We start from the raw sequence: 21,838 nt of genomic DNA, 5'->3' as shown, positions 1-21,838 counted from the left end.
GCAGACTAGCGGGCGGCTGCCGGTCGCGGGCTCAGGCCCGCTGCCGGAGGGCGCTGCGCAGCGTGACGGCCGCCAGACCAAGGGCAAAGACCGCGCACAGCACCACGAAACCCGCCACGGCAGCCTGCAGGCCGAAGAATCCAGCCGCCAGCCCCAGCCCGATCACCGGGAAGGCGCTGCCGAGGTAGGTGATCACGTAGACGGTGCTGATGATCTGGGCGTGGCGCGACGCCTCCACCTTGCCGGCCACATCGTTGAAGACCGTCCGGAAGGAGACGCCCTGGCCCAGGCCGGCGGTGATGCTGGCGGCAATCAGCAGCCACGGGCTGCTCCACGCCGCGGCTGCCGCGATCAGCAGCACGGAACCGGCGAGCAGGGACAGACCAGCGGGCACCACGAAGCGCCCGCGCACGGCCAACAGCTGGCTCAGCGCCGAGGCCGCCAGGGTCAGTCCCGCGAGCAGCCCGATCAGCGGCCGGGAGTCCGCATGGACAATCTGCGCGAAATAGCCGGGAGCCAGCGAGAGGCAGAAGCCGAAGACGGCAAAGCTGAGGAACCCCACGGCCGAGGCCAGCCAGAACGCGCCCCGCGCCTCCCTTGAGACGGAGGGGCGCCGGGGTGCGAGGACCTTGAGCGGCTGCGGACCCGCGACCGAGGTGATGGCGGGCCGGGCCTTGAGCAGGTAGAGCGGCACCAGCAGGGCGGCCAGGACAACGGAGTGCAGGTAGTAGGGCGTGGACGTCGGCCCGGGAAGCACAGAAAGCACCCCGCCAATGGCCGGCCCGGCCGCCACCCCGCCGGCGGAGGCCAGCAGCGTGAACCGCGAGGCCCACTCGGGCCGGCTGGGCAGCAGCTCGCGCAGGGCCGCGGAACTGGCGCCGGTGGCCAGTGCCACCGCGGCGCCCTGCAGCGCCCGGCCCGCGGACAGCGCCAGCAGGCTGTCCGCGGCGGCGAAGACGAAGCCCCCGGCGAGGCCTACCAGCACGGCCAGGACCAGGGCAGCTCGCCGGCCGATGTGATCCGACCAGTGTCCGGCGAGGATGAGGGTGGCCACGAGCGCCAGAACGTAGGCGGAGAAGGCCACCGTGACGTCCAGGGCCGTGATGCCCAGTTTGGCCTGCAGCAGGGGGTACAGCGGTGTCGCCAGGTTGGCGCCGACCAGCAGCGTGAAAATCACGACGCCGGCCATCACCAGCCGTGCGGTGACGGAAGCGTCCCAGCCCCAGCGTTCTGCCGTGGCCGGGCGCATGCGAAGTTCGCTGAAGACGGTCATAGCGGTGCCCCTGCTGCATCGAAGCGGGCCGCATGCGTTCCCTGTGAGGAGGCACCGGCCCGGTGAAGATTGATACCTACAGAATGCGGGACGAGTGACGGTTCCAGCCAAGTTCTGTGCCAAGATTGAGCAAAACCGTCAATCGCGGACCGCAATCATGAACCGGAGTGATGATTTGAACAGTCTGGACCCCACCGACCTGAAGATTCTGCTCGAACTCATCAAAGATCCGCGGATCCAGATCGGCGAGCTCAGCGACGCGCTCGGGATCGCGCGGAACACCGCGCAGTCCCGGGTCCGGCGGATGCTGCGCTCCGGTCTGCTGCACGACGGCGGCCGGGAAATCGACCTGGAGGCGGTGGGGTACGACGTCGTCGCCTTCGTCACGATCGAGGTGAACCACCGCGAACTCGACGGCGTGGTGGGCGCCCTGCGCCTGATCCCCCAAGTCCTTGAGGTCCACGAGATTTCCGGCCGCGGCGATGTCTGGTGCCGGGTGGTGGCGACCGACACGCACAACCTCCAGGCCGCGCTGCGGTCCATCCTGAGGATCAAGGGCGTCATCCGGACTGAAACCGTACTCGCCCTGCACACCCATATCCCGTACCGCACCGAGCCGCTCATCAGCCGGCTTGCCCAGGGCAGCGCCCTTGCCCCCGGCCGGTCGGCCTCGCGCCGGGCCGGTGCCCTGGATCCACAGCTAAAGACTGGATAATGTCCCGGTGACTATCATTGACAACGCCGTTTACGTTGACGGCGTCCGCCGCGCCGAGCCGCGCAACCTGGAACAGACTTTTGAAACCCTGACCGAACACGGCGGCATGGCCTGGATCGGCCTGTACCGGCCGACGGAAGAGGAAATGGCCGCCGTCGCCGAGGAATTCGGCCTGCATGGCCTGGCGGTGGAAGACGCGATCTCCGCGCACCAGCGACCCAAGCTGGAACGCTACGACGACAACCTCTTCACCGTGCTCCGGCCGGCCAGGTACCTGGACGAGACCGAGACCGTGGAGTTCGGCGAGCTGCACGTCTTCACCGGCCGGAACTTCGTGGTGACCGTCCGGCACGCCGAGACGGCCGTCGTGGGCCAGGTCAGGCGCCGGCTGGAGCGGCGCCCGGACTTGCTCTGCCACGGCCCCGAGGCGGTCCTCTACGCCCTGATGGACCAGGTGGTGGATGATTACGTCCCCGTGGTGGCCGGGCTGGAGAACGACATCGACGAGATTGAGGACCAGCTCTTCAGCGGCGATCCGCTGGTGTCCCGGCGCATCTACGAGCTCGCCCGGGAGGTCATCCATTTCCAGCGGGCCATCCACCCGCTGCCGGCCATGATGCAGCAGCTCCGCCGGGGCTTCGAGAAGTACCAGGTGGACACGGAACTGCAGCATAGCCTCCGCGACGTCGAGGACCACGTGGAGCGGCTGATTTCCCGCGCCGATTCCTTCCGCGACCTGCTGCAGAACGCGCTGACCCTGGACGGCACGCTGACGGCGAACCGCCAGAACGAGGCCAGCGCCGAGCAAAACGAGCAGGTTAAGAAGATCTCGTCCTGGGCCGCCATCTTCTTCGCGCCGTCCTTCGTCGCCGGCGTGTACGGCATGAACTTCGAACGGATGCCGGAGCTGCACTGGACCTACGGTTACCCGATGGCGCTCTTCATGATGGCGGGCACCGCGGCGCTCATGTACGCCATATTCAAACGCAAGGGCTGGCTCTAGCCGGCGCGTCGTCGGCCGCAGGTGTTGGAGCCGGCCGGCGGTTCGGCGGTCAGCGGGTTGAGCGGCGGTGGCGCGCCTGGGCCACGAGGCGGATGAAGGCGAGGACGAAGCAGCTCTCGATCACGGCCATCAGCCCGAGCCACAACCACTGCCCGTGGCCGATGAAGTAGATCGTCCCGAGTAGGACCAGCACGCTGCCGAGGACAAGGGCATAGACGGCGAAGCCGAGGGCCACCCGTGCGCTGCGCACCCCGGTGCGGAAACCGAAGCCGTGGGGCTCGCCGCCCGGGTAGCCGCCCACGCGGTCCTCCCCGGCCGGCTCGAGCCGGTCGAATTCCTCCCACGGGTCACGGTCCTGTTCCCGTCGCTGATCGGCCATAGCCCCATTATCCCGCGACGGCAGCGCGCTGGCTTCACCGGGCAGGCTGGACCGGCAGGCTTGACCGGCCTAGGCGGCCCGCTGGCCGACTTCGCCGGGCCCGGCTCCGGCTGCGCCGAAGATGAGCTGGCGGGTGGCGATCTTCTCGGTGAAGAACCGGTCATGGCTGACCACCACGACGGCGCCGGGGAAGTGCAACAGCGCCCGCTCCATGACCTGCGTGCTGGAGAGGTCCAGGTGGTTGGTGGGTTCGTCAAGCAGCAGCACCGAGGCGCCGGAGAGCAGGCACTGCGCCATGGCCACGCGTGCTTTTTGGCCGCCGGAGAGGTTGCCGATCTTCTGCTTGAGGTCTGCTTCGGAGAACTGGAACATCGCCAGGAAGCGGTTGACGGACTTCTTCGTGGCGCTGAAGGCCAGGCTGTCCGGCAGCGCGTTGACGGTGTGGGAGACAGTGTCGCCGTCGTCGAGGTCTTCCAGCATCCGGTTGTACGAAACGAAGCCGGGGCCCTTCGCCCACGCAACCGCACCGGCGTCGGCGTCCTCCTCGCCGGTCAGGACCTTCAGCAGGGTGGACTTACCGCTGCCGTTGGCGCCCAGCACCGCGATCCGGTTGCCCCTGCGGATTTCGAAGCTCAAATCGTCGAACAGCACCTTCTCGCCGTAGGACTTGCCCAGCCCCTCCACCCGGCACAGCACGTCCTTCACGTGCAGTCCGCCATAGATCTCGGTGACAATCTGGTCCACCGGCCGGGGCGTCCGGGATTTCTTGATCTTGGCGAGCTGGTTGCCAAGGCCGCGGCCGGCGGCCTTGGCGGCTTCACGGCGGTCGGCGATCCCTTCGGCCTCGAACGCGAGCAGCTCGGACTCGTGCACGAACTGCTGCTCGAGGGTCTTGAGCCGGAATTGCTTCTGGACCACGTATTCGCCGAAGTTTCCGGGGTATTCGTGCAGGTGGAAGTTCTCCACCTCGATGATGCGGGTCACGACGGCGTCCAGGAACGTCCGGTCGTGCGAGACGATGACCGCAGCTCCCTTGAAATCGCGGAACCAGCTTTCCAGCCATTCGACGCCGGCGACGTCCAGGAAGTTGGTGGGCTCGTCGAGCAGCAGGACGTCCGGCCCTTCGAGCAGGATCTTGGCCAGCGCGGCACGGTTGCGCCAGCCGCCGGAGAGCGCGTCAATCGCGCAATTGCGGTGCGCGTCGTCGAACCCCAGGGTGGTCAGCACCGTATCGATGCGGCGCGGGTAGTCCCAGCCGTCGAGCCGGTCCATGTCCTCGAACAGTCCAGCCTGCCGCCCGATCAGCCGGTCCAGCTCATCGGCCGCGGGATCCAGGGCGATGGCCGCGTCAATGGCGGCAAGCTCGGCTTCCACCGCCTTGATCTCGCCGAACAGCCCGTCGAGGACCTCGGTGATGGTCAAGTCGCCGTTGAGCTCGGAGAACTGGGAGAAGTACCCCACCCTCGTTCCGAGGTCCACACTGACCGTACCGGTGTCCGGGGACACCTGATCCAGGATCAGCTTCAGGATGGTGGTCTTGCCGGATCCGTTCTTGCCGATCAGGCCCACCCTGTCGCCGGCTTCGAGGCGGAAGAACGCCTCACGGAGGATCTGGGTGTTGTCGAAGCGGACGCTGACGTCGTGCAGCCGGATCAGGCTCATTGCTGCGGTCCTCTCAAGGGGTTGGCTCCGGGGATTCCCGGGTGCTGTCCGGGACGGGGCGGGCCCACGATATGCGCCGCCGGCGCAGGAACTGTGGGCGGGCGTCCGTAAGTGGGCCGGGCTTTCAGACTATCCCGAACGGGCGGAGCCGCCGGACACGGAGACAGCACCCCAAGGCCGGGATCGGGAGACGCAGTGGGTGCCGGAGACGGCAAAGACCCCGCACCGCGACGCGGTACGGGGTCTTTGGATCAATGATTACTTGTGGTGCTTGCCCGACTCGCTTGGCTTGGCGTGCGCGGCCTTGGGTGCTTCGGCGTGGCCCGGCGTGCGAACGGCTGCGGCGACCGAACCGGATCCGTGGCTCGGAGCCGCGGGGGTGGCGGCGTGCTCGTTGCGGTGCTGGGCGGCCTTGGCGAGCCCGGCTGCGCGGTGCGCGGCGGCGTTCTCGTGGGCCCAGGCGCTATTGCCGTGTTCCGAAGACTTCTCGTGTTCGTCTGACTGGTCTTCCCCGGCCTCGTCGGCATCATCGCCATCGGTGGGCTCCGGCGCGGGAGCGGTCTCAGTCTCGGTCGGCTCCGGAGCCGGAGTCGTCTCGGTCGGCTCCGGCGCGGGAGCAGTCTCAGTCTCGGTCGGTTCGGGAGCAGTCTCAGTCTCGGTCGGTTCGGGAGCCGGAGTCGTCTCGGTCGGCTCCGGAGCCGGAGTCGTCTCGGTCGGCTCCGGAGCCGGAGCGGTCTCGGTCGGCTCAATCGCCGGATCCGCCGTCGGGGTCTCGGTGGCGGTCGGTTCCGGAGAGACGGTGGCGGTCGGGTCCGAGCCGAGTTCAGTTACGGTGGCAGCCATGGCGGCGCCGGCACCACCCGTGACGACGACGGCGGCAACGACGGTGGCCTTGCCTGCGGTACCGAGGGCGCTGAGCCAGGTGAAGATTCCTGCCAAGGGGTGATCCTTCCAGAGTTCGTACGTTGAGGGCGGCTGGCGGTACCACACTGCCAGCCGCGCGCAACGTTATCGAACAGAAAGCGCGGTCCGGGGCGGGAAGGGAATTACTGCGGAATTCCTTGGGAAAAACACTGACAGCGCCCGAAAGCCGGTCCGCGGCCAGCATAGGGCTGAAGCCACAGTGCCCCGACTACCTGTCCGGCCAGGCCGGGCGGATGCCGGGGCAACAGCTGTGGTTGTGTCCTAGGAGACCGGCCCGCGGGGCGCGAACATGATCACGGCCACCCCGGCCAGGCAGATCAGCGATCCGATGACGTCCCAGCGGTCCGGCCTAAACCCGTCGAAGGCCATTCCCCAGGCCAGGGATCCCGCGACGAAGACGCCACCATAAGCTGCCAGGATCCTGCCGAAGTGCGCATCGGGCTGCAGGGTCGCAACGAAACCGTAGATGCCCAGGGCAATGATTCCGATCCCCGCCCACCACCAGGCACGTCCCTCACGAACGGCCTGCCACACCATCCACGCGCCGCCAATTTCCGCGGCCGCGGCCAGAATGAACAGCAGCACGGACTTCGCAATCGTCATGACTCCCATCCTGCCGCACATCCGCGGACACTCGCGGGCACCGGAGCAGAATCGGCGCCGGAGGGAACGGCTGGGCCCTCATCTAGCCCTCGAGACGCCCCCGTAGCCAAGGTATCCCTAGACGGTTACATCCGGGTTGTCCTCATCGCCTTGTCCCGTTTCAGGCCAGGCGGCTGCGGACGATCTCGCTGACGGACTTGCCGTCGAAGCGGCCGGCGACCTTGGCGGTGACCGGCTTCATCACCGCGCCGATGGAGCGCACCGAGAGCTCCTCGCCGTCGGCCTTCAGTGCGGCGATGGCCTGGTCGACGATCGCTTCCACCTCGTCGCGGGTTAGCGCCGTGGGCAGGTAGGCCTCGATGATCTCGGCTTCAGCGACCTCGGCGGCGGCGCGGTCGGTTTCGCCGGCTTCGGTGAAGATGCGGGCGGTGTCGCGCCGCTTGGCGGCTTCTTTCTGCAGCAGCGACGTCACCTGGGCGTCGTCGAGCTCAATCGGCGTCTTGCCTGACTTCTCCCGGGTGCTGATCTCGCCCAGGACATTCCGGACGGTAGTCAGCGCGGTCTTGTTGCCGGCCTTCATGTGGGTGACAACGTCTTCTTTCAGGCGCTCTTTGAGCGTCATGGTGTCCTCTTTCATAGCTCGTTCACGGGTGCCCTACAGGCCAGTTTCCCCCAGACGCGTGCGAATGACGATGCCAAGCCGCCTGCGGCTTGCCCTCCAGGGGTACAGGCCGTTGTTTCCACCGCTCACCGCTCAGACTTCGGGCCTGCACGCCCCCTGGCCGAGAATGGACAGGCCTGTGAGGTCCCCGGCCTGGTACGTGGTTACCCCGGGGACGGCCGTGGGGTTCATCAGCTGGGCCGGGTCCTGGACGTGGCCCAGGCCCACGACGTGGCCGAGTTCGTGTTCGATGACCCCGCGGGCAGGCGCCAAGCCGTCCCGGAAGATCAGGGACTGAATTGCGGGCCCGTTCAGTTCCAGCTGGCCGCTGACGTAGGTGACCTCGGTGCCGTCCCGGCTGAGCGCAGCGCTGCCGCCCAGACCCATGACGTTGGTTCCCACGGCGTAGTTGGTGAAGCGGGGCTCCTCGGCGGTGGTCTCCCAGGCGATGAGCACCGGTGCCCAGCGGTCCCCGTACCGCGCCGGCTGGTAGGACTTGTGCTTTGCCGCCGGTGCCTCCGTGGTGGCTCCGTCGTTGATGAAGACCAGCCCGGTCGCCCGGGAGACCGCTGCGATGGCCTCCTTGATCAGCCGGGGTCCTTCCGCCGGCTGGTTGGCGGCGCGGGTGACGTAATGGATAGGCCGGCAGGGGTCGTAAGCGGCCGGCCGCTTGTCCTTGCCGGTGGCCGTAAACGCGTAGGAGCCGGATTTGACGGTCACCGGCGCGGGACGGCCCAGCGGGGCGGCAGCCTCTTCGCGGCCCGGGGTGGGGTGATCCGCAGCGGCGCGCGGGGTGGGCGCCGGAGTCACCGCCGCAGGGGCCGCCGCCGGTGTCCGGGGCTTGGCGCCGGGAGACGGAACGGTGCGGTACACCAGGGGGCCGGATGTGCCGGCGGCAGGACCGCCCGCGGGGCCGCCCAGGAACGACGACGGCTTCAGGTCACCTTTCAGGTACAGCAGAAAACCGCAGACGAGCGCCACGGCCGTCAGGACGGCGACAGCCTTGAACAGCCGTCCCAGCATCCTGCCGAGGGCCCGGAGGAGGCGGACCGGCCACGGGGCGCGGCGGGCCCAGACGTCCCGGACGGCGGAGGAGGTGTGGACCTGGCTGGAGTCCCAGTCGGGCAGCAGCGGGGCGGGGTTGCCGCGCCAGCCCTCCGGCCGGGCCTGGCTGCCGGCCAATTCTTCAAGTTTCCAGAGCGGAATCCGCTTCGGCTCCCCCGCATCACTCATCGGCGCCCCTACCCCCATCGTCGTCGGCTCCGGTGCCAGCGTAAGGGAATTCGAGGCGCCGCACTACGTCAGGGACGATTTTGACCCCGGCATCAGCCGAGATGCCGGCGCACGGGTGGCTTTACAGCCACAGGCGGGCTCAACAGGTTACCAACGTGTTTGTGCCATCCACGCAAGGGTTCAAAAACCCCTGCAAATTGTGGAGCTAAGGAGATTCGAACTCCTGACCTCTTCGATGCGAACGAAGCGCTCTACCAACTGAGCTATAGCCCCGCAGCAACGCCGCTCCCGGAGGAACGGCGTTGTCAACGTTCCTAGGCTACAAACTATCGGCGTGCATTGCCAGCCAGCCCTCGAATGTCTGCGTGCCGTGTCGCTCGCCGGGCGCCAGGTTGAGGCCGGCGCGCAGGTATTTGCCCATGCCGCCGGGCAACGGCAGTTCCACCACGCGACCGCGCGCCCCGGTAGCCTGCTGCCAGCTGTGGGCCAGCTCGCGCATCCCGACGATCTCCGGACCCCCGACGGTCACGACGCGGTGCCGCACGCCGGACGGCGCCTCCAGCGCCGCCTCCAGCAGGGCCGTGGCCACTTCTGCGGGCGCAATCGGCTGGAACCGGGCCCCCTTCACCACCGGGACCAGCCGGATCCTTGATCCGGCGGCAAACACGCCTGCGAGCAGGGAATGGAACTGCGTGGCCCGAAGCGCCAGGGTTTCAAGCCCGGAACGCTCATAGACCTGCTCCTTGGCCGCCTTCGACTTGTAATAGCCGAAGCTGCTCCGGTCGCAGTTGACGATCGAGAGCATGACCGCCTTCCTGACGCCGGCGTCCTGGGCGGCAGCCAGCAGCCGCGCTCCGCCGTCGGCGAAATTCTTCAACGCCCTGCCGGATTGTCCCTCCAGGCAGTCGAAGACGACGTCGGCTCCGGCCAGCGCGGCGGCCAGCCCCTCCCCCGTGGTGACATCCCCGCGGAAATACTGGGCGCCGTTGTCCCGGCCGGCCTCCCCCGGCGCGGGCGGACGGCGGCTGAGTACGGCAACGCGGTGTCCGCCCTCGACGGCCTGCCGCACCACTTCACGGCCCGCCTGGCCGGTTCCCCCCGCAACGCAGATTCTCGTCATGCTCGTCAGGATAACTCCCGCGGGCAACAAAAAGCCCCGGGCGGCCGATGCGTCGGCCGCCCGGGGCGGAAAGTTTACGAATCAGGCGCGTCGGCGCTGCAGGACGTCGTCGAGGTTGCTCAGGGCGCTCTGCCCCTTGCCCATCGCCTTCGACTCGGCAGCAGCCGCCTCCGGCTGCCGGACCGTGGCCTGCTTGAGCGAGGGCTTGCCGACCGCTTTCGGGGCTTCCGGCAGGTCCAGCGGCTCCGGGGCGGGGCGTTCCGCCTTGGGCGCCTCCACGTAGGTCGGCTTGGGGACCTCCACAGGTTCCCAGCTGGAGCCTTCTGCAGAGGACGGGTCGCCGACGCGGCGGACGGAGGTGTCGCCCGAGGCGGCGGCCTCGGCCAGTGCCGCCTGCCGCAGTTCATCGGCCGTCAGGGGTGTGGGTGCGGCCTGGGGCTTTTCGGCGCCGGCTTCGGCGTCGAAGAGCGGACTCTCCTTCGCGGGCACCGCAGCTTCCCGGACGACGTCGGACTGCGCCGGGGTCTCCTCGGAAGCTCTCCCCGCCGGGGCGCCCAAGGCCGAGCGGAACGCGGCGTTCACCTTGCGCCGGCGGTCCCGCACCGCAAGCCTGCGGAGCAACACGACGGCGGCAACGGCCCCGAGCAGGGTGGCGGCGGGCAGCCAGCCCGAGCCGACCCCGAAGAGCCGAAGGGCGGCGGACACGACGCCGGTGAGCAGCGAGAGCAGCCCCAGCACGGCAAGCACCAGCCGGCCGTAGCGGATCCGGAACGCCGGGGCCGACGGTTTCCGATCGCCGGGGTCAATGGAACCCGGGGCTGACTCGGGGCGCTGCGTACTCGTCATCGGTGTCTCCTGCGGGGCAGCCATCTTCATGACGTTTCCGGCTTGGGGGTCTGCTTTTTCTACATCCACGGCATTCATCAGGAGCTCCCCCGCCGGCTGCAGCTGGGGGCGGCCGTTCCGGAGCATGTAGGGAGCCACCCATACGATCCAGAGCGCAACAGCAATGACAAGGATCACTGAGCTGCTAAGAGGGAAGTCCACAATCAAAACCGTATGAGCAAGACGGCGGAGCGGGCGGCATTGGCAGCGGTGTGTCGCGAGGCAACTGCCAAATCACTGGATATATGACGAAACTGCTGGTCAGGTGGGGGTTTCCGGCGCCTGCCCGGGGCGTGTTTCCAGCCACCGGGCCAGCAGGCCCCCGGGGACTTCCTCGGCGGTCAGGGCGAAGGTGCGGTGGTCCGCCCATGCGCCGTTGATGTGCAGGAAACGCGGCCGGTATCCCTCGTCGCGGAACCCGAGTTTTTCCACCACCCGCAGGCTCGGACGGTTCTCCGGCCGGATGTTGATTTCCATCCGGTGCAGCCCCAGGGTCCGGAAGCAGTAGTCAGTCGCCATCGCGACGGCGGTCGGGGCGATGCCCTGGCCCGCGCGGTCCTGGTCGACCCAGTAGCCGAGGGTGGCCATCATGGCCGAGCCCCAGACAATCGAGGAGACCGTCAGCTGCCCCACGATCACCGGTTCCTTGAACCCTGGAGTCCAGGCGGTGATGACAAAGGGAAGCGCGGTGGCCTGCGCCGCCTGGGCCTTGAGGGAGCGCACCATCTGCCGGTAGTCGGGCAATCCGCCGCCGGGTACCGGGTTGGACGCTTCCCAGGGGGCCAGCCACGTGTCGTTGCGGGCCCTAAGCTCGCTCCACTCCCTGCGGTCCCGGTACCGGATCGGACGCAGCACGAGATCGCCGCATTCCAGAGTCACCGGCCAGGTGAAGCTGCCCCCCATGGGACTATTTCGTCAGGCTGGAGGCGAAGCCGGGCAGCCATTCGCGCAGGCCCGGGCCGAGGTCGTCGCTGTCGCAGGCGAGCTGGACGCAGGCCTTGAGGTAGCTGAGCTTGTCGCCCGTGTCGTAGCGGCGGCCGCGGAAGATGACGCCGTACACGCCGTAGCCTTCACCCTCGCCGGCGGAGAGTTCCTGCAGGGCGTCGGTGAGCTGGATTTCGCCGCCGCGGCCGGGCTCGGTCCGCTCGAGGACTTCGAACACCGCAGGGTGCAGCACGTAGCGGCCGATGATGGCCAGGTTCGAGGGGGCCTCGTCGACGTCGGGCTTCTCCACCAGCTGCTTGATCCGCACGTACTCCTCGCCCTCAACCGGCTCGACGTCGGCGCAGCCGTAGGCGCTGATCTGCGAGGGGTCGACTTCGATCAGGGCCACGACCGAGCCGCCGGTCTTCGCCTGGACCTTGATCATGGTGCTGAGCAGTTCGTCGCGGGCATCGATGAGGTCGTCGCCCAGCAGCACGGCAAAAGGTTCGTAACCGACGTGCTGCTTGGCGCGCAGCACGGCGTGGCCGAGGCCCATCGGGTCGCCCTGTCGGACGTAGTGGATATCGCCCAGGTTGCTCGCCGCCTGGATGGACTCCAACTTGGCGGTGTCGCCCTTGGCCTCCAGCGTCGCTTCCAAGGTGGGCACGCGGTCGAAGTGGTCCTCGAGGGCTCGCTTGTTGCGTCCGGTGATCATCAGGATGTCGTTGAGGCCCACGTTCACGGCTTCCTCGACCACGTACTGGATGGCCGGCTTGTCGACGACCGGCAGCATTTCCTTCGGCATCGCCTTGGTGGCGGGAAGGAAACGGGTGCCGAGGCCCGCAGCGGGGATGACGGCCTTACGGACGGAGGCGTTGGGTGTAATCACTCGACTAATCTAGCTGAGGGGGCAAAACATCAGGTAATTGTAATTGTCCCGCCGGCACGGCAGCCGCGGCAGCCGCCACCGTCAGGCGCCGCCCGGGCGAAAGGACGCCACCGTATGAGCACCAAGGAAGAGATCCGTTCCCGGCACCGGCTGCGCCGGACAGCGATGTCGCCGGCGGAGCTGGATGCCGCCGGCACGGCAATCTCCCGGCACGGGCTGGCGTGGGCCTCCGCGCTGGCCGACGGCAGACCATGCACCTTCGCCGCCTACCTCGGCGTCGGCTCCGAGCCGCCCACACTGCCCCTCCTGGCCGCCCTGCATGATGCGGGCCACCGGGTGCTGCTCCCGGTCTGCGAACCTGAACTGGCGCTGAGCTGGGTGTACTGGACCCCGGCCTCGGAGTTTGTCCGCAGCCGCTATGCACCCATTCAGGAACCGACCGGCGAACGGCTCGGCACGTCCGTGATGCGGGACGTGGCCGGTATCTTCCTGCCCGCCACGGCCCTGGACCGTTCGGGCAACAGGATCGGCCAGGGCGGCGGGTATTACGACAAGTTCCTTGCGGCCCTCGCCGCCCTGCCGGCGGGCCCTTCCCGGGCCGGCGCCGTCCCGCTGCCGACGGCCGCCGTCGTCTACGACGCCGAGGTGCTCCCCGCCAGCAGCATCCCGGCGGAGTCGTTCGATCAAAAAGTCGCCGCCGCCCTGACTCCCGGCGGCTTGGTCCGGCTTGCCGGGCTTTCCTAGCCGCAGCCGGCGGGTGATAGAATTGGCACTCAGGCCCTGCGACTGCTAATGCGGTTTCCTCGTCCACCGATTCCGGTGGTGGGATGCCGCTTCGGCAGCACGGGACCTGCTCGTTTGTCCAAGAGGAGGAATCCCAGTGCCCACGTATGCATATGCCTGCAAGGACTGCAGCCACGCCTTCGAGACCGTGCAGTCGTTTACGGACAGCTCCCTGACGACCTGCCCGGAGTGCCAGGGGACGTTGCGCAAGAAGTTCAACAGCGTCGGCGTCGTGTTCAAGGGCTCCGGCTTCTACCGGACCGACTCACGCGACAGCAAGGGCAGCGCCGTCGCCCCGACTGCCGCCCCGGCTGCGAGCTCCGCACCGGCATCCGCCGCCGCCAACTAGTACCCGGCAGGCCGGCACCCGCGCGGTTGTCCACATAGCGCCGCCCGGGGCTGACGCCGGCCGGCATGCCCACCGTAGCGTGGCGCCATGGCCCACCGCAGCCGCCGCCCACTCTTTTCCGGATCAGCACCGGCTTACGGATCAGCACAGTCTGACGGATCGACCCCGCGTTTCAGATCGGCTCGGTCACCGCTTCCGCGCGCTGCCTTCCGCCCCGGAGCCGGCAGCAAATTTCCGCCGAGGCGGCGCTTCCGCGGCTGGCTGGGCAGACACCGCCGGCTGGCCATAGCCCTCCTGCTGTGCCTCGCCGCCGGCATGGCCGTGCAACAGCTGACGCCTGCGCCCGAAGCCACCGTCACCGCATGGGCCGCGGCAAAGGATCTCCCGGCCGGCCGGGTGCTGGACGCGGCCGACGTCGTCGCCATCCAGGTCCCGCCCGGCGTTCTGCCCGGCGGCCCGCTTGACCATGCCGGGCTGGAGGGGAAACAGCTCGCCGTGGCCCTGCGCAAGGGCCAGCTACTCTCCGACTCCCAATTCGTCGGCCCCGGACTGCTCGCCGGCAGTCCGCCGGGTTCGGCGGCCGTGCCACTTCGGATGGCAGACCCTGCGTCGATCCAGCTGGTCTCCCCCGGCCAGCTGGTCAATATCGTGATGACGAACGGCGACGGTTATGAGAAGGCAGCGGCTTCCCGGCTCCTCGCGTCGGCCGTTCCGGTCCTGTGGACCTCCGCGCAAGGCGGCCGTGCCGGCCCATGGCTCGACGCCGGGGAGACGGACGGCCTGATGGTGGTGGCCGCGGACCCTGACCAGGCCCGACAACTCGCCGGAGCTTCCACGCAGGGCAAGCTGTTCTTCGTCCTGGTCAGGGCCGGGCCCGGCTAGGCGGAAGCCGCCGGCTGCTTCACCGGCGGGCGGGTCAGCCCCAGTGCGGCGGCCGCTGCTCCCTGAGCCAGGCATCGTGGTCGTAGCTGCCGGGCTGGTCGCCCCAGCGTCGCGGGTCGTCTTCGGCCGCCTTGTTCGGCAGCAGTCCGCCGGAAGCCGCGGCGCCTGTTCCCGGCTGCCCCTGTGGTTTCTGGGCCGGCGCTTCCTGGCTCCGGGCAGAGGTGTCCGGGGCAGTCACGTTCGGGTCGCCTGCCTGCTCCGCGTCACCGCTGTCACTGCCGTCACCCTGGTTGTGGTTCTCGTTCTCGCCGTCTGCGCTCATGCCGCCGGCCTCCTTGCTGGGAATAACTGTTCAGTGCCTGCGGGCCTGCCGGTTAGCCCCGGTCAGCTGCGGCCGGGGCGTAGGCATCTTGCCCGTCTTGAACGCTCAGGTTTTCGATGTCGTCGGAGAAGCCGGGCGAGGTGCGCATCCGGCTCGGCGCCGCAGGCTTCTCCAGTCCGAGGTAGCCGCCGATCCGGTCCGCACATGCGGACGGATCGGTGAAGACCTCTATTGTCCATAGTGGCATGTACCGCCAGCCCATGCGCTCCAGCAGCTGCGGGCGGAGCCTGCTGCGCTCGCGCACTGTCATCCGCCGGTACCGTTCGGTGCCGTCAGACTCGATGGCAACCGGGCGGGGGATCTCGGCGTCGTCCTGGCCGATGGTGTGCATCGGGTCGGCCGCGGCAACCATGTCCAGGACGCCGTCGTACTGGTGCCAGACGCGCGCGCCGCGGGCACGGAGCCGGTCCCCGAGATCGGCCACCAGCGGGTCGGCGCCAAGGGCCTGCTCGCTGGCCGCGGCACGGGATGCCGGGCTCCCCAAGTTGGAGTTGCCGGCGATCTCGCGGTCCAGGAGTTCGTAGAAGTCCACCGCGCCATGGCTCAGGCGGGTGACGTCCAGATCCTCGGGTCGGAAGCAGCTCAGCACGTGCAGTGAACGCCGTGCCCGGGTCATCGCGAGGGCGAATTTGGCACGGCCGCCCTCGGCTGAAAGCGGCCCGAGGCTGTGCAGCGCACGCCCGTGCGGGGTGCGGCCGTAACCGGGCGAGAAGATCACGTGGTCGCGGACGAGTCCTTGGGCCCGCTCAAGGTCCACTACCCGGAAAGATTCGTCGCCGGCGGTGAAGAAACTGCCCAGCAGGGGGTAGTTGGGCAGCTGCCGCCGGATGGCCTCCCCGATCCGGGCGGCGTGACGCAGGCTGCCCGTGACAACCGCCAGGGAGGTGCGGGGTCGTAGCCTTGCGTGTTCGAAGACCAGCTCCACCACACGGTTCACTTCGGCCACCACGGATTCGACGCCGTCGTGGTCGGCGCTCGGCAGGCCGGTCCCGTCCGGCAGGTATTCCACAGTCAGGGCCCGGTCCAGGCCCGTGGCCGACTGCCCCTCCGGGAGCCGGCGGAGTCCGCCCTCGTAGAATCCCTTGCTCAACTGCCGGACCAGGTCCTCGTCGACCCCACGGTAGACGGTCCGCAGTTTCCAGACCGGCAGCACGGCGGCCAAGGCCTGGTAGGCGCTGTCCACGGACTGGTGCGAGTTCTCCCCCGCGGCGAGCCGCTCGACCCCCACGGTGAAGCCGCGCGGGCTGGCGATCTTGTCGTCGCCAAAGGCAATGACCTGCCGGGAGCGGGCGACGGCGGGCAGCACGGCCTGCAGGGACGTCGCCTCGGCGTCGAGGATCACGACCGCGTCGAAGCGCTGTTCGGCCGGCAGCAGGCTGGTCATAAGGTACGGGCTGACGGACCAGACCGGCACGAGCATGGGCACGAGCTCCGGTGACTGCGCGGTCAGCGCCGCGGGAGTGACCCGCCCGTCCTTGAGCAGGCTGCGCAGCAGGTCGGCCTGGCGGGGGTGCTCGCTGAGGGCGGCGCGCCACCGCTCGGCCAGTTTCCAGCGCAGCCGGGCAGCGCCGCTGGCAATGTGCGCGTTGTCCGCGAGGCGGTACTCCGCCTCGAGCTGGCGGAGGGCGTCGCCGTCGGACATGGCGAGGTAGTCGTCACCGCTGATCATGGCTTCGAGGGCCGACTGCCACCAGGCCAGCTCGAGCTCCGCGGCCACCGACTCGGCCGGCACCTCGCGCTCGGCGAGGTCCGCGAGCAGCTCGCCCAGGCCGTGCTCGCGCATGTTCTCCACCAGCAGGGTGCGCTCAGGCAGGGTCTCCAGCGTGCCGGTGTCCGCGACAAGGCGCTCCAGGCGCTCAACGAGTTCCTCGTACGGGGTGTCCCGGACGGCTCCGCCGGCAGCCGTATGCCGGACGGCCTCACTCAGCTCAGCCAGCTCGGAGTCCAGCTCCCGGTACAGGGCGGTGATCTCGGCCAGCCCGGAGGGAACGGCGGGGTGGCGCTGTGTGGTGGCGTACCCCGACCAGGTGGCCCGCTGCTCCTGGACCAGCACGAGCGAACTGTGAAGATCCGCGATGTGCACGCCCGGACGGACGTATTCCTTGGCAACGCGGCGCAGGCGTGAACGTTGCATGGACGCCATTTCGATGTTCCGCTCGCGGCGCCACGATGAGGGGGCGGTGGCCGAAATCAAATCATGGACGGGCCGGTCGAAGATGTCGGGGGTGAACTTGTCCAGGCTTTCCCGGACCGCGACCAGCAGGTCGATCTGGTCCCCCCATTCGGCGAATGTCTCGCCGAGGCGGATCTCTGCATGTTCGGCGACGCCGTTCATCCGTTCGCGCAGCTGCGGGAGCTTCTCCGCGACGGAGCGGGCCACCTGCTGCGCTTCCTGGGTCTCCTTGCGTGTCAGCAGCCGGGCGCCGTGCCACGGGCTCATGGTCGAGGCGCGGCTGAAGCTGCCCAGCTCGGCCGCCCGGCGGAGCCGTCCGGCCAGTTCCTCACGGTCCCGGATGCTGTCCAGCACGCTGCGCTTGAGCCGGACGGTGGTGGCCGGCGCCGGGTGGATGGCGGTCAGCGCCGCGAGCGACTGCATGGCCTCGTACGGCGAGCAGCCCCAGCGCTGGCGGACGTTGTGCAGGGATGCGACATGGTCCATCAGGGCGTGCCGGTGCTCGGTCAGGGTGGAGTGCAGGTTCTTCAGCTGCGGTTCGAGCGACTTTTCGTTGCGGACAATCGCGCGGACCAGCTGCCCCTTGAGCACCAGGGGCGTGGAGTTGCCGGCGAGCTGCACGAGCAGCGATTCGAGCCCCAGCGTCTCCAGCTGGGCGGCGACTTCGCCCAGGCTGGCCCGGCGGTCGCCCACGACCAGGACGCTTTTGCCTTCGTCGACCAGGGCGCCGATGGTGTTGATCGCGGTCTGGGTCTGGCCGGTGCCCGGCGGGCTGCTGACCACCAGCGAGTCGCCGGCGCGGACGGCGTCCACGACGTACTGCTGGTCCGTGTCGGCGTCGAGCAGCAGGAGTTCGTCGGCGGGGCTGCGCTGGTCCGTGCTGGGAAAGCGCCCTTCCTCGAGGATGGGGACGTCCACCGGGTCGCCGGCCGCGGCACGGCCCAGCGCCGCCACGAGCGGGTTGTTCTGGTTGATCCAGGGGTCGTCCAGGTTGCCGGAGAGGTCGGCGAACGTCGAGACCAGCAGGTTGTGCTCGATTTCGGCGCCGTGGATCGGCTGGATCAGGGTGCCCAGGCGGTCGAGCACCGGCTGCGGATCGTACCGGGCCGTGCTGTAGGCCATCCGGGTCACGGCGTTGACGTCGAAGACAATCCCGTGGATGGTCTTCAGGTGCCGGACCAGGGCGGGGTTGATCCGGGCCTGTTCCGTGAGCTGAAGTTCGTAGTCGTCCTCGCCGGGGCGCACGGTGAGGGAAATGGCGGTGAGCATGACCGGCGCGGAGACGCGCTGCGGCTTGCCCCCGACGGCGGAGGTCCAGACGACGGTGCCGGCCGAGAAGTAGCCGGCGTCGATGCCGCGGTCGTTGGCGAGCTCGAAGATCTTGGAGCGAAGGTTGCGCGAGGCCCGCGCGGCGACGACGTACTGCTGACGGTCACGGATCAGGGTCGACAGGCGGGTCCGGCGGCCGGCCATCAGCTGGGCCAGGCCCGAGGGATGCGCGTGGGTCAGGTCAATGGAGCCCTCGGGCGTTTTCGTAAAGCGCAGCATGGTGTCTGCTCCGGTGACGGGTTTGAGACCCGACAGCCATTTCCTGAACTCCTCGGAGCCCTCGGGGTGGCCTTGACCAACTGACACTTCTGCCTTCTTTTCTGTGCTCACGGTTTCTGACTTCGCGGTTTCTGAGTTCGCGCGGAACGCCCTGGACCATACCGGCATGCTTTCGAGGTTAGCCCGAACCAGGCGTCAGTGAGGGGCCGCAACACTGGCATACGCCAAATTCGTGGGCAAATTGCTTCGGCGAAACGGCTTGGCCAAAAGAAAATGGCCGGCCTCCGAAGAGGCCGGCCATTCACAACGCTATTCCCACTCGATGGTTCCCGGCGGCTTGCTGGTGACATCCAGCACCACGCGGTTCACGCCGTCCACCTCGTTGGTGATCCGGTTGGAGATCCGGGCGAGCAGATCGTAGGGCAGCCGCGACCAGTCCGCCGTCATGGCGTCCTCGGACGACACCGGACGCAGCACGATCGGGTGGCCGTAGGTGCGGCCGTCGCCCTGCACCCCGACGCTGCGGACGTCCGCCAGCAGCACGACCGGCATCTGCCAGACCTCGTTGTCGAGGCCGGCCGCGGTCAGCTCGGCGCGCGCGATGGCGTCGGCCTTGCGCAGCAGGTCCAGCCGCTCCTTGGTCACTTCGCCGACGATCCGGATGCCGAGGCCGGGGCCCGGGAAGGGCTGACGGCCCACGATTTCCTGCGGCAGGCCGAGCTGGGCACCGACGGCGCGGACCTCGTCCTTGAACAGTGCACGCAGCGGTTCCACGAGCTCGAACTGCAGGTCTTCCGGCAGGCCGCCCACGTTGTGGTGGCTCTTGATGTTTGCCGCGCCCTCGCCGCCGCCGGATTCGACGACGTCGGGATACAGGGTGCCCTGGACCAGGAACTTGATCTTTTCGCCGTGCGCCGCGGCCTCGGCGATGATGGCCAGTTCGGCCTCCTCGAACGCGCGGATGAATTCGCGGCCGATGATCTTGCGCTTGGTTTCCGGGTCGCTGACGCCGGCCAGCGCGGCCTGGAAACGCTCCTGCTCGTTGGCGACGTAAAGCTTGACGCCGGTGGCGGCCACGAAATCGCGTTCCACCTGCTCCGCTTCGCCTTCGCGCAGCAGGCCGTGGTCCACGAAGACACAGGTCAGCTGGTCGCCGACGGCGCGCTGGACGAGGGCTGCGGCCACGGCGGAGTCCACGCCGCCGGAGAGCCCGCAGATCACGCGGGAGTCGCCGATCTGCTCGCGGATCCGTGCCACCTGCTCTTCCAGGATGTTGCCGGTGGTCCAGTTCGGTTCCAGCTTGGCGCCCTTGAAGAGGAAGTTCTCCAGGACCTGCTGGCCGTAGGCGGAGTGCTTCACCTCGGGGTGCCACTGCACGCCGTAGAGGCACTTTTCCTCGTTGGCGAAGGCGGCGACGTCGGCGCCCGCCGTCGTCGCGAGGACCTCAAAGCCCTCCGGGGCCTCGTGGACGGAGTCGCCGTGGCTCATCCAGGTGCTCTGGTGCTGCGGCATGCCCTCAAGGATGGAGCGGCCTTCGCCGATGGTGGTGGTCTCGGTGGCGCCATATTCGCGCAGTCCGGTCTGGGCGACCTTGCCGCCCAGGGCGTTGGCCATGGCCTGGAAGCCGTAGCAGATGCCGAACACCGGGACGCCGGCCTCGAACAGGTCGGCACCCACGCTCGGGGCGCCTTCCGCGTAGACGCTCGCGGGGCCGCCGGAGAGGATGATGGCGGCCGGGTTCTTGGCCAGCAGCTGCTCGGTGCTGTAGGTATGCGGAACGACTTCCGAATACACATTCGCTTCCCGGACGCGGCGGGCAATCAGCTGCGCGTACTGGGCACCGTAGTCAACAACCAGCACAGGCCTTTGGGACGTCTGGGATGCAGTGGGAGTGGTCACCCCACTAGCCTACTTTGCACTGCCGGTCCCCCGCACATTGAGAAGCCCCGGGTAAGCGAACTCACAGGACGGTTCAGTAGCGCTGCGGCGCCTGCGGGTTGGCGGCCAGTTCCGCCTCCACCTCGGCGTGGAACTTCTTCTCCACGAAGAAGGACAGGAACGGCACGACGCCGCCCAGCGCCAGGATGACGAGCTTGGCAAAAGGCCAGCGCATCAGCGACCAAAGCCGGAAGTTGGACATCAGGTAGACGACGTACATCCAGCCGTGCACGATCAGCACCGTCACGGAGAGGTTCACTCCCCCGATCACTCCCGGCGGCTCGGCGTCGGCGAACCCGAAGCCGAACGGCTGCCCGGTGACGGCGTTGGTGCCGCCGGCGAAAAGGTAGTGGCCGAAGACGTAACGAGCGATCAGCTCCGCGCAGAGCAGGAGCAGCATGGAGCCCGTCAGGTAGGCGAGGACCTTGTAGAACTTCAGGGCGGAGCGGATCTGCGCCTCGGTCCCGCCGAAGCGGCGCTTCCTGCCGTTGGCGCTTCCCGTTCCGTTGGACTGCTGCGGCTGGATGGCCGGCTGGGGCTCGATCATGATTGCACTCTCGGATTGGTTGGTTCGGTTGCGGGGGGATCGGTGTCGTGGGGTCCGTCGGCGGCGGCCAGCCGGGCGGCAGCCTCGTCTCGGGCGTCTTCGAGGCCGCGGCGGTAATCGTCCTTGACCAGGCGCCACCAGATGAAGAGCGCGAAGCCGGCAAAGACCACCCACTCCGCGGCGTAGAAAAGGTTGAGCCAATTCACCGTCTGGGCTGGCGGCTGCGGGCCGATATTGAGCGGTTTGACGGCGCCGGCGGCGGCAACGTCGGCACCACCGGAGCGCTCGGCGCTGGCGGCCACGAACCCGGGATAGCTGCTGACGTCCCAGAGATTGATGAGTTCCGCGACGGAGACGGCGCTTGCCCGCCCGGCACCGGCGTCGGTGTTGGGCAGCGGCGCTTCGGAAGGGATCAGCCGGCCGGTGAGTTCAATAGTGCCCGACGGCGGCGCCGCGGCGTCCGCTGCATCGGCGACCCAGCCCCGGGCCACCGGAATCCAGGTCTGCGGCGATGCGCCGGCGCCGGTCAGGGCGGGAGCGCCCTGCACAGCGAAGGCGGAGACGATCCAGAATCCCTTGGCGCCCTCATGAATCCGGCCGGGCACCAGGACCTGCTTCCGCGGGTCGTAGCTGCCGGTGGCGGTGACGACCTGGTCGGCCACCGAGCCCGGGAAGAACTGCCCCGGTTTCAGGACCGCGGTCAGCGGGCGAGCCGCCTCGGTTCCTGTGGAAACCGGCGCCTCGGACCGCGTGGAGCGGCCGAACTGCCATTGGCTCAACAGCACAAAGACTCCCGAGATCACGATCGCCAGCACGAGGCCTGCGATCCAGCGGGGTTTGAGGGCGGTTTTCAGCACCCCTTAACCGTACTTCGTCCGCGTGTAGAACAACGAAACGGGCCTCGGACTCGGGCCTGCCTAGAGTGGGGCAGCAGGGTCCCTACGTGGCGACGGAGTCGACACGAA

21 protein-coding genes and 1 tRNA gene are annotated in these 21,838 nt (G+C 68.6%); 5 read left to right on the top strand and 17 right to left on the bottom strand.

Annotated elements, in window-relative coordinates:
* Positions 1–31: 31 nt before the first annotated feature.
* Complete coding sequence (locus HNO80_RS02490) at positions 32–1,273, bottom strand: MFS transporter (protein WP_175321255.1); 1,242 nt, start codon at positions 1,271–1,273, stop codon at positions 32–34.
* Between the two features lie 175 nt (positions 1,274–1,448).
* On the opposite strand from HNO80_RS02490, the gene HNO80_RS02485 reads away from it, so the two are divergent.
* Positions 1,449–1,988 (top strand): Lrp/AsnC family transcriptional regulator, encoded by a 540-nt coding sequence (locus HNO80_RS02485; protein ID WP_502707797.1) that lies wholly within the window; start codon positions 1,449–1,451, stop codon positions 1,986–1,988.
* Positions 1,989–1,995: 7 nt separating this feature from the next.
* The gene (gene corA, locus HNO80_RS02480) at positions 1,996–2,991 is read left to right on the top strand and encodes a magnesium/cobalt transporter CorA (RefSeq protein WP_175321253.1); all 996 of its coding nucleotides are present in this window, start codon (positions 1,996–1,998) and stop codon (positions 2,989–2,991) included.
* A 49-nt stretch (positions 2,992–3,040) separates the two neighbouring features.
* Here corA and HNO80_RS02475 read toward each other — a convergent pair whose 3' ends face one another.
* The 11 genes from HNO80_RS02475 to galU form a co-directional block, all read right to left on the bottom strand.
* Complete coding sequence (locus HNO80_RS02475) at positions 3,041–3,370, bottom strand: hypothetical protein (RefSeq protein ID WP_175321252.1); 330 nt, start codon at positions 3,368–3,370, stop codon at positions 3,041–3,043.
* A gap of 69 nt (positions 3,371–3,439) precedes the next feature.
* Positions 3,440–5,032, bottom strand: coding sequence for an ABC-F family ATP-binding cassette domain-containing protein (locus HNO80_RS02470; RefSeq protein WP_175321251.1), 1,593 nt, complete (start codon positions 5,030–5,032; stop codon positions 3,440–3,442).
* 258 nt (positions 5,033–5,290) lie between these two features.
* The gene (locus HNO80_RS02465) at positions 5,291–5,971 is read right to left on the bottom strand and encodes a hypothetical protein (protein ID WP_175321250.1); all 681 of its coding nucleotides are present in this window, start codon (positions 5,969–5,971) and stop codon (positions 5,291–5,293) included.
* A gap of 246 nt (positions 5,972–6,217) precedes the next feature.
* Positions 6,218–6,559: a YnfA family protein gene (locus HNO80_RS02460; protein ID WP_175321249.1), complete on the bottom strand. Its 342-nt coding sequence runs from the start codon at positions 6,557–6,559 to the stop codon at positions 6,218–6,220.
* A 160-nt stretch (positions 6,560–6,719) separates the two neighbouring features.
* Complete coding sequence (locus tag HNO80_RS02455; protein WP_175321248.1) at positions 6,720–7,181, bottom strand: GatB/YqeY domain-containing protein; 462 nt, start codon at positions 7,179–7,181, stop codon at positions 6,720–6,722.
* A gap of 132 nt (positions 7,182–7,313) precedes the next feature.
* Complete coding sequence (locus HNO80_RS02450) at positions 7,314–8,453, bottom strand: hypothetical protein (RefSeq protein ID WP_175321247.1); 1,140 nt, start codon at positions 8,451–8,453, stop codon at positions 7,314–7,316.
* 200 nt (positions 8,454–8,653) lie between these two features.
* A tRNA-Ala gene (locus HNO80_RS02445) sits at positions 8,654–8,726 on the bottom strand.
* Between the two features lie 46 nt (positions 8,727–8,772).
* Positions 8,773–9,573 carry an SDR family oxidoreductase gene (locus tag HNO80_RS02440; RefSeq protein ID WP_175321246.1) on the bottom strand — a complete coding sequence of 267 codons (801 nt, stop codon included), beginning with the start codon at positions 9,571–9,573 and terminating at the stop codon, positions 8,773–8,775.
* A gap of 81 nt (positions 9,574–9,654) precedes the next feature.
* Positions 9,655–10,620, bottom strand: coding sequence for a hypothetical protein (locus HNO80_RS02435; protein ID WP_349627167.1), 966 nt, complete (start codon positions 10,618–10,620; stop codon positions 9,655–9,657).
* A 99-nt stretch (positions 10,621–10,719) separates the two neighbouring features.
* On the bottom strand, positions 10,720–11,361 hold the full coding sequence (locus tag HNO80_RS02430) for a GNAT family N-acetyltransferase (protein WP_175321245.1): 642 nt from the start codon (positions 11,359–11,361) through the stop codon (positions 10,720–10,722).
* Between the two features lie 4 nt (positions 11,362–11,365).
* A complete protein-coding gene (gene galU, locus HNO80_RS02425; protein WP_502707801.1) occupies positions 11,366–12,268 on the bottom strand; it encodes a UTP--glucose-1-phosphate uridylyltransferase GalU in 903 nt (300 codons plus the stop codon).
* 117 nt (positions 12,269–12,385) lie between these two features.
* Here galU and HNO80_RS02420 point away from each other — a divergent pair, with 117 nt between their 5' ends.
* The 3 genes from HNO80_RS02420 (at position 12,386) to HNO80_RS02410 (ending at position 14,285) form a co-directional block, all read left to right on the top strand.
* Positions 12,386–13,015: a 5-formyltetrahydrofolate cyclo-ligase gene (locus HNO80_RS02420; protein ID WP_175321243.1), complete on the top strand. Its 630-nt coding sequence runs from the start codon at positions 12,386–12,388 to the stop codon at positions 13,013–13,015.
* A 136-nt stretch (positions 13,016–13,151) separates the two neighbouring features.
* Entirely contained in the window at positions 13,152–13,403 is a 252-nt protein-coding gene (locus tag HNO80_RS02415; RefSeq protein ID WP_175321242.1) for an FmdB family zinc ribbon protein, read from the top strand.
* Between the two features lie 315 nt (positions 13,404–13,718).
* Positions 13,719–14,285, top strand: coding sequence for an RcpC/CpaB family pilus assembly protein (locus HNO80_RS02410; protein ID WP_349627165.1), 567 nt, complete (start codon positions 13,719–13,721; stop codon positions 14,283–14,285).
* A gap of 34 nt (positions 14,286–14,319) precedes the next feature.
* Here HNO80_RS02410 and HNO80_RS17855 read toward each other — a convergent pair whose 3' ends face one another.
* The 5 genes from HNO80_RS17855 to HNO80_RS02390 form a co-directional block, all read right to left on the bottom strand.
* Entirely contained in the window at positions 14,320–14,607 is a 288-nt protein-coding gene (locus HNO80_RS17855) for a hypothetical protein (RefSeq protein WP_249777113.1), read from the bottom strand.
* Positions 14,608–14,659: 52 nt separating this feature from the next.
* On the bottom strand, positions 14,660–18,475 hold the full coding sequence (locus HNO80_RS02405) for an AAA family ATPase (RefSeq protein WP_349627164.1): 3,816 nt from the start codon (positions 18,473–18,475) through the stop codon (positions 14,660–14,662).
* A 222-nt stretch (positions 18,476–18,697) separates the two neighbouring features.
* Positions 18,698–20,287 carry a glutamine-hydrolyzing GMP synthase gene (guaA, locus tag HNO80_RS02400; RefSeq protein ID WP_175321240.1) on the bottom strand — a complete coding sequence of 530 codons (1,590 nt, stop codon included), beginning with the start codon at positions 20,285–20,287 and terminating at the stop codon, positions 18,698–18,700.
* Between the two features lie 73 nt (positions 20,288–20,360).
* A complete protein-coding gene (locus HNO80_RS02395) occupies positions 20,361–20,873 on the bottom strand; it encodes a DUF3817 domain-containing protein (RefSeq protein ID WP_175321239.1) in 513 nt (170 codons plus the stop codon).
* On the bottom strand, positions 20,870–21,730 hold the full coding sequence (locus HNO80_RS02390) for an SURF1 family protein (RefSeq protein WP_175321238.1): 861 nt from the start codon (positions 21,728–21,730) through the stop codon (positions 20,870–20,872). The genes HNO80_RS02395 and HNO80_RS02390 overlap by 4 nt, the downstream gene beginning before the upstream one ends.
* Positions 21,731–21,838 lie beyond the last annotated feature (108 nt).

This window comes from Arthrobacter sp. C9C5, from assembly GCF_013359735.1.
Classification (GTDB): domain Bacteria; phylum Actinomycetota; class Actinomycetes; order Actinomycetales; family Micrococcaceae; genus Arthrobacter.
This window is presented reverse-complemented; position numbering and strand designations above follow the sequence as displayed.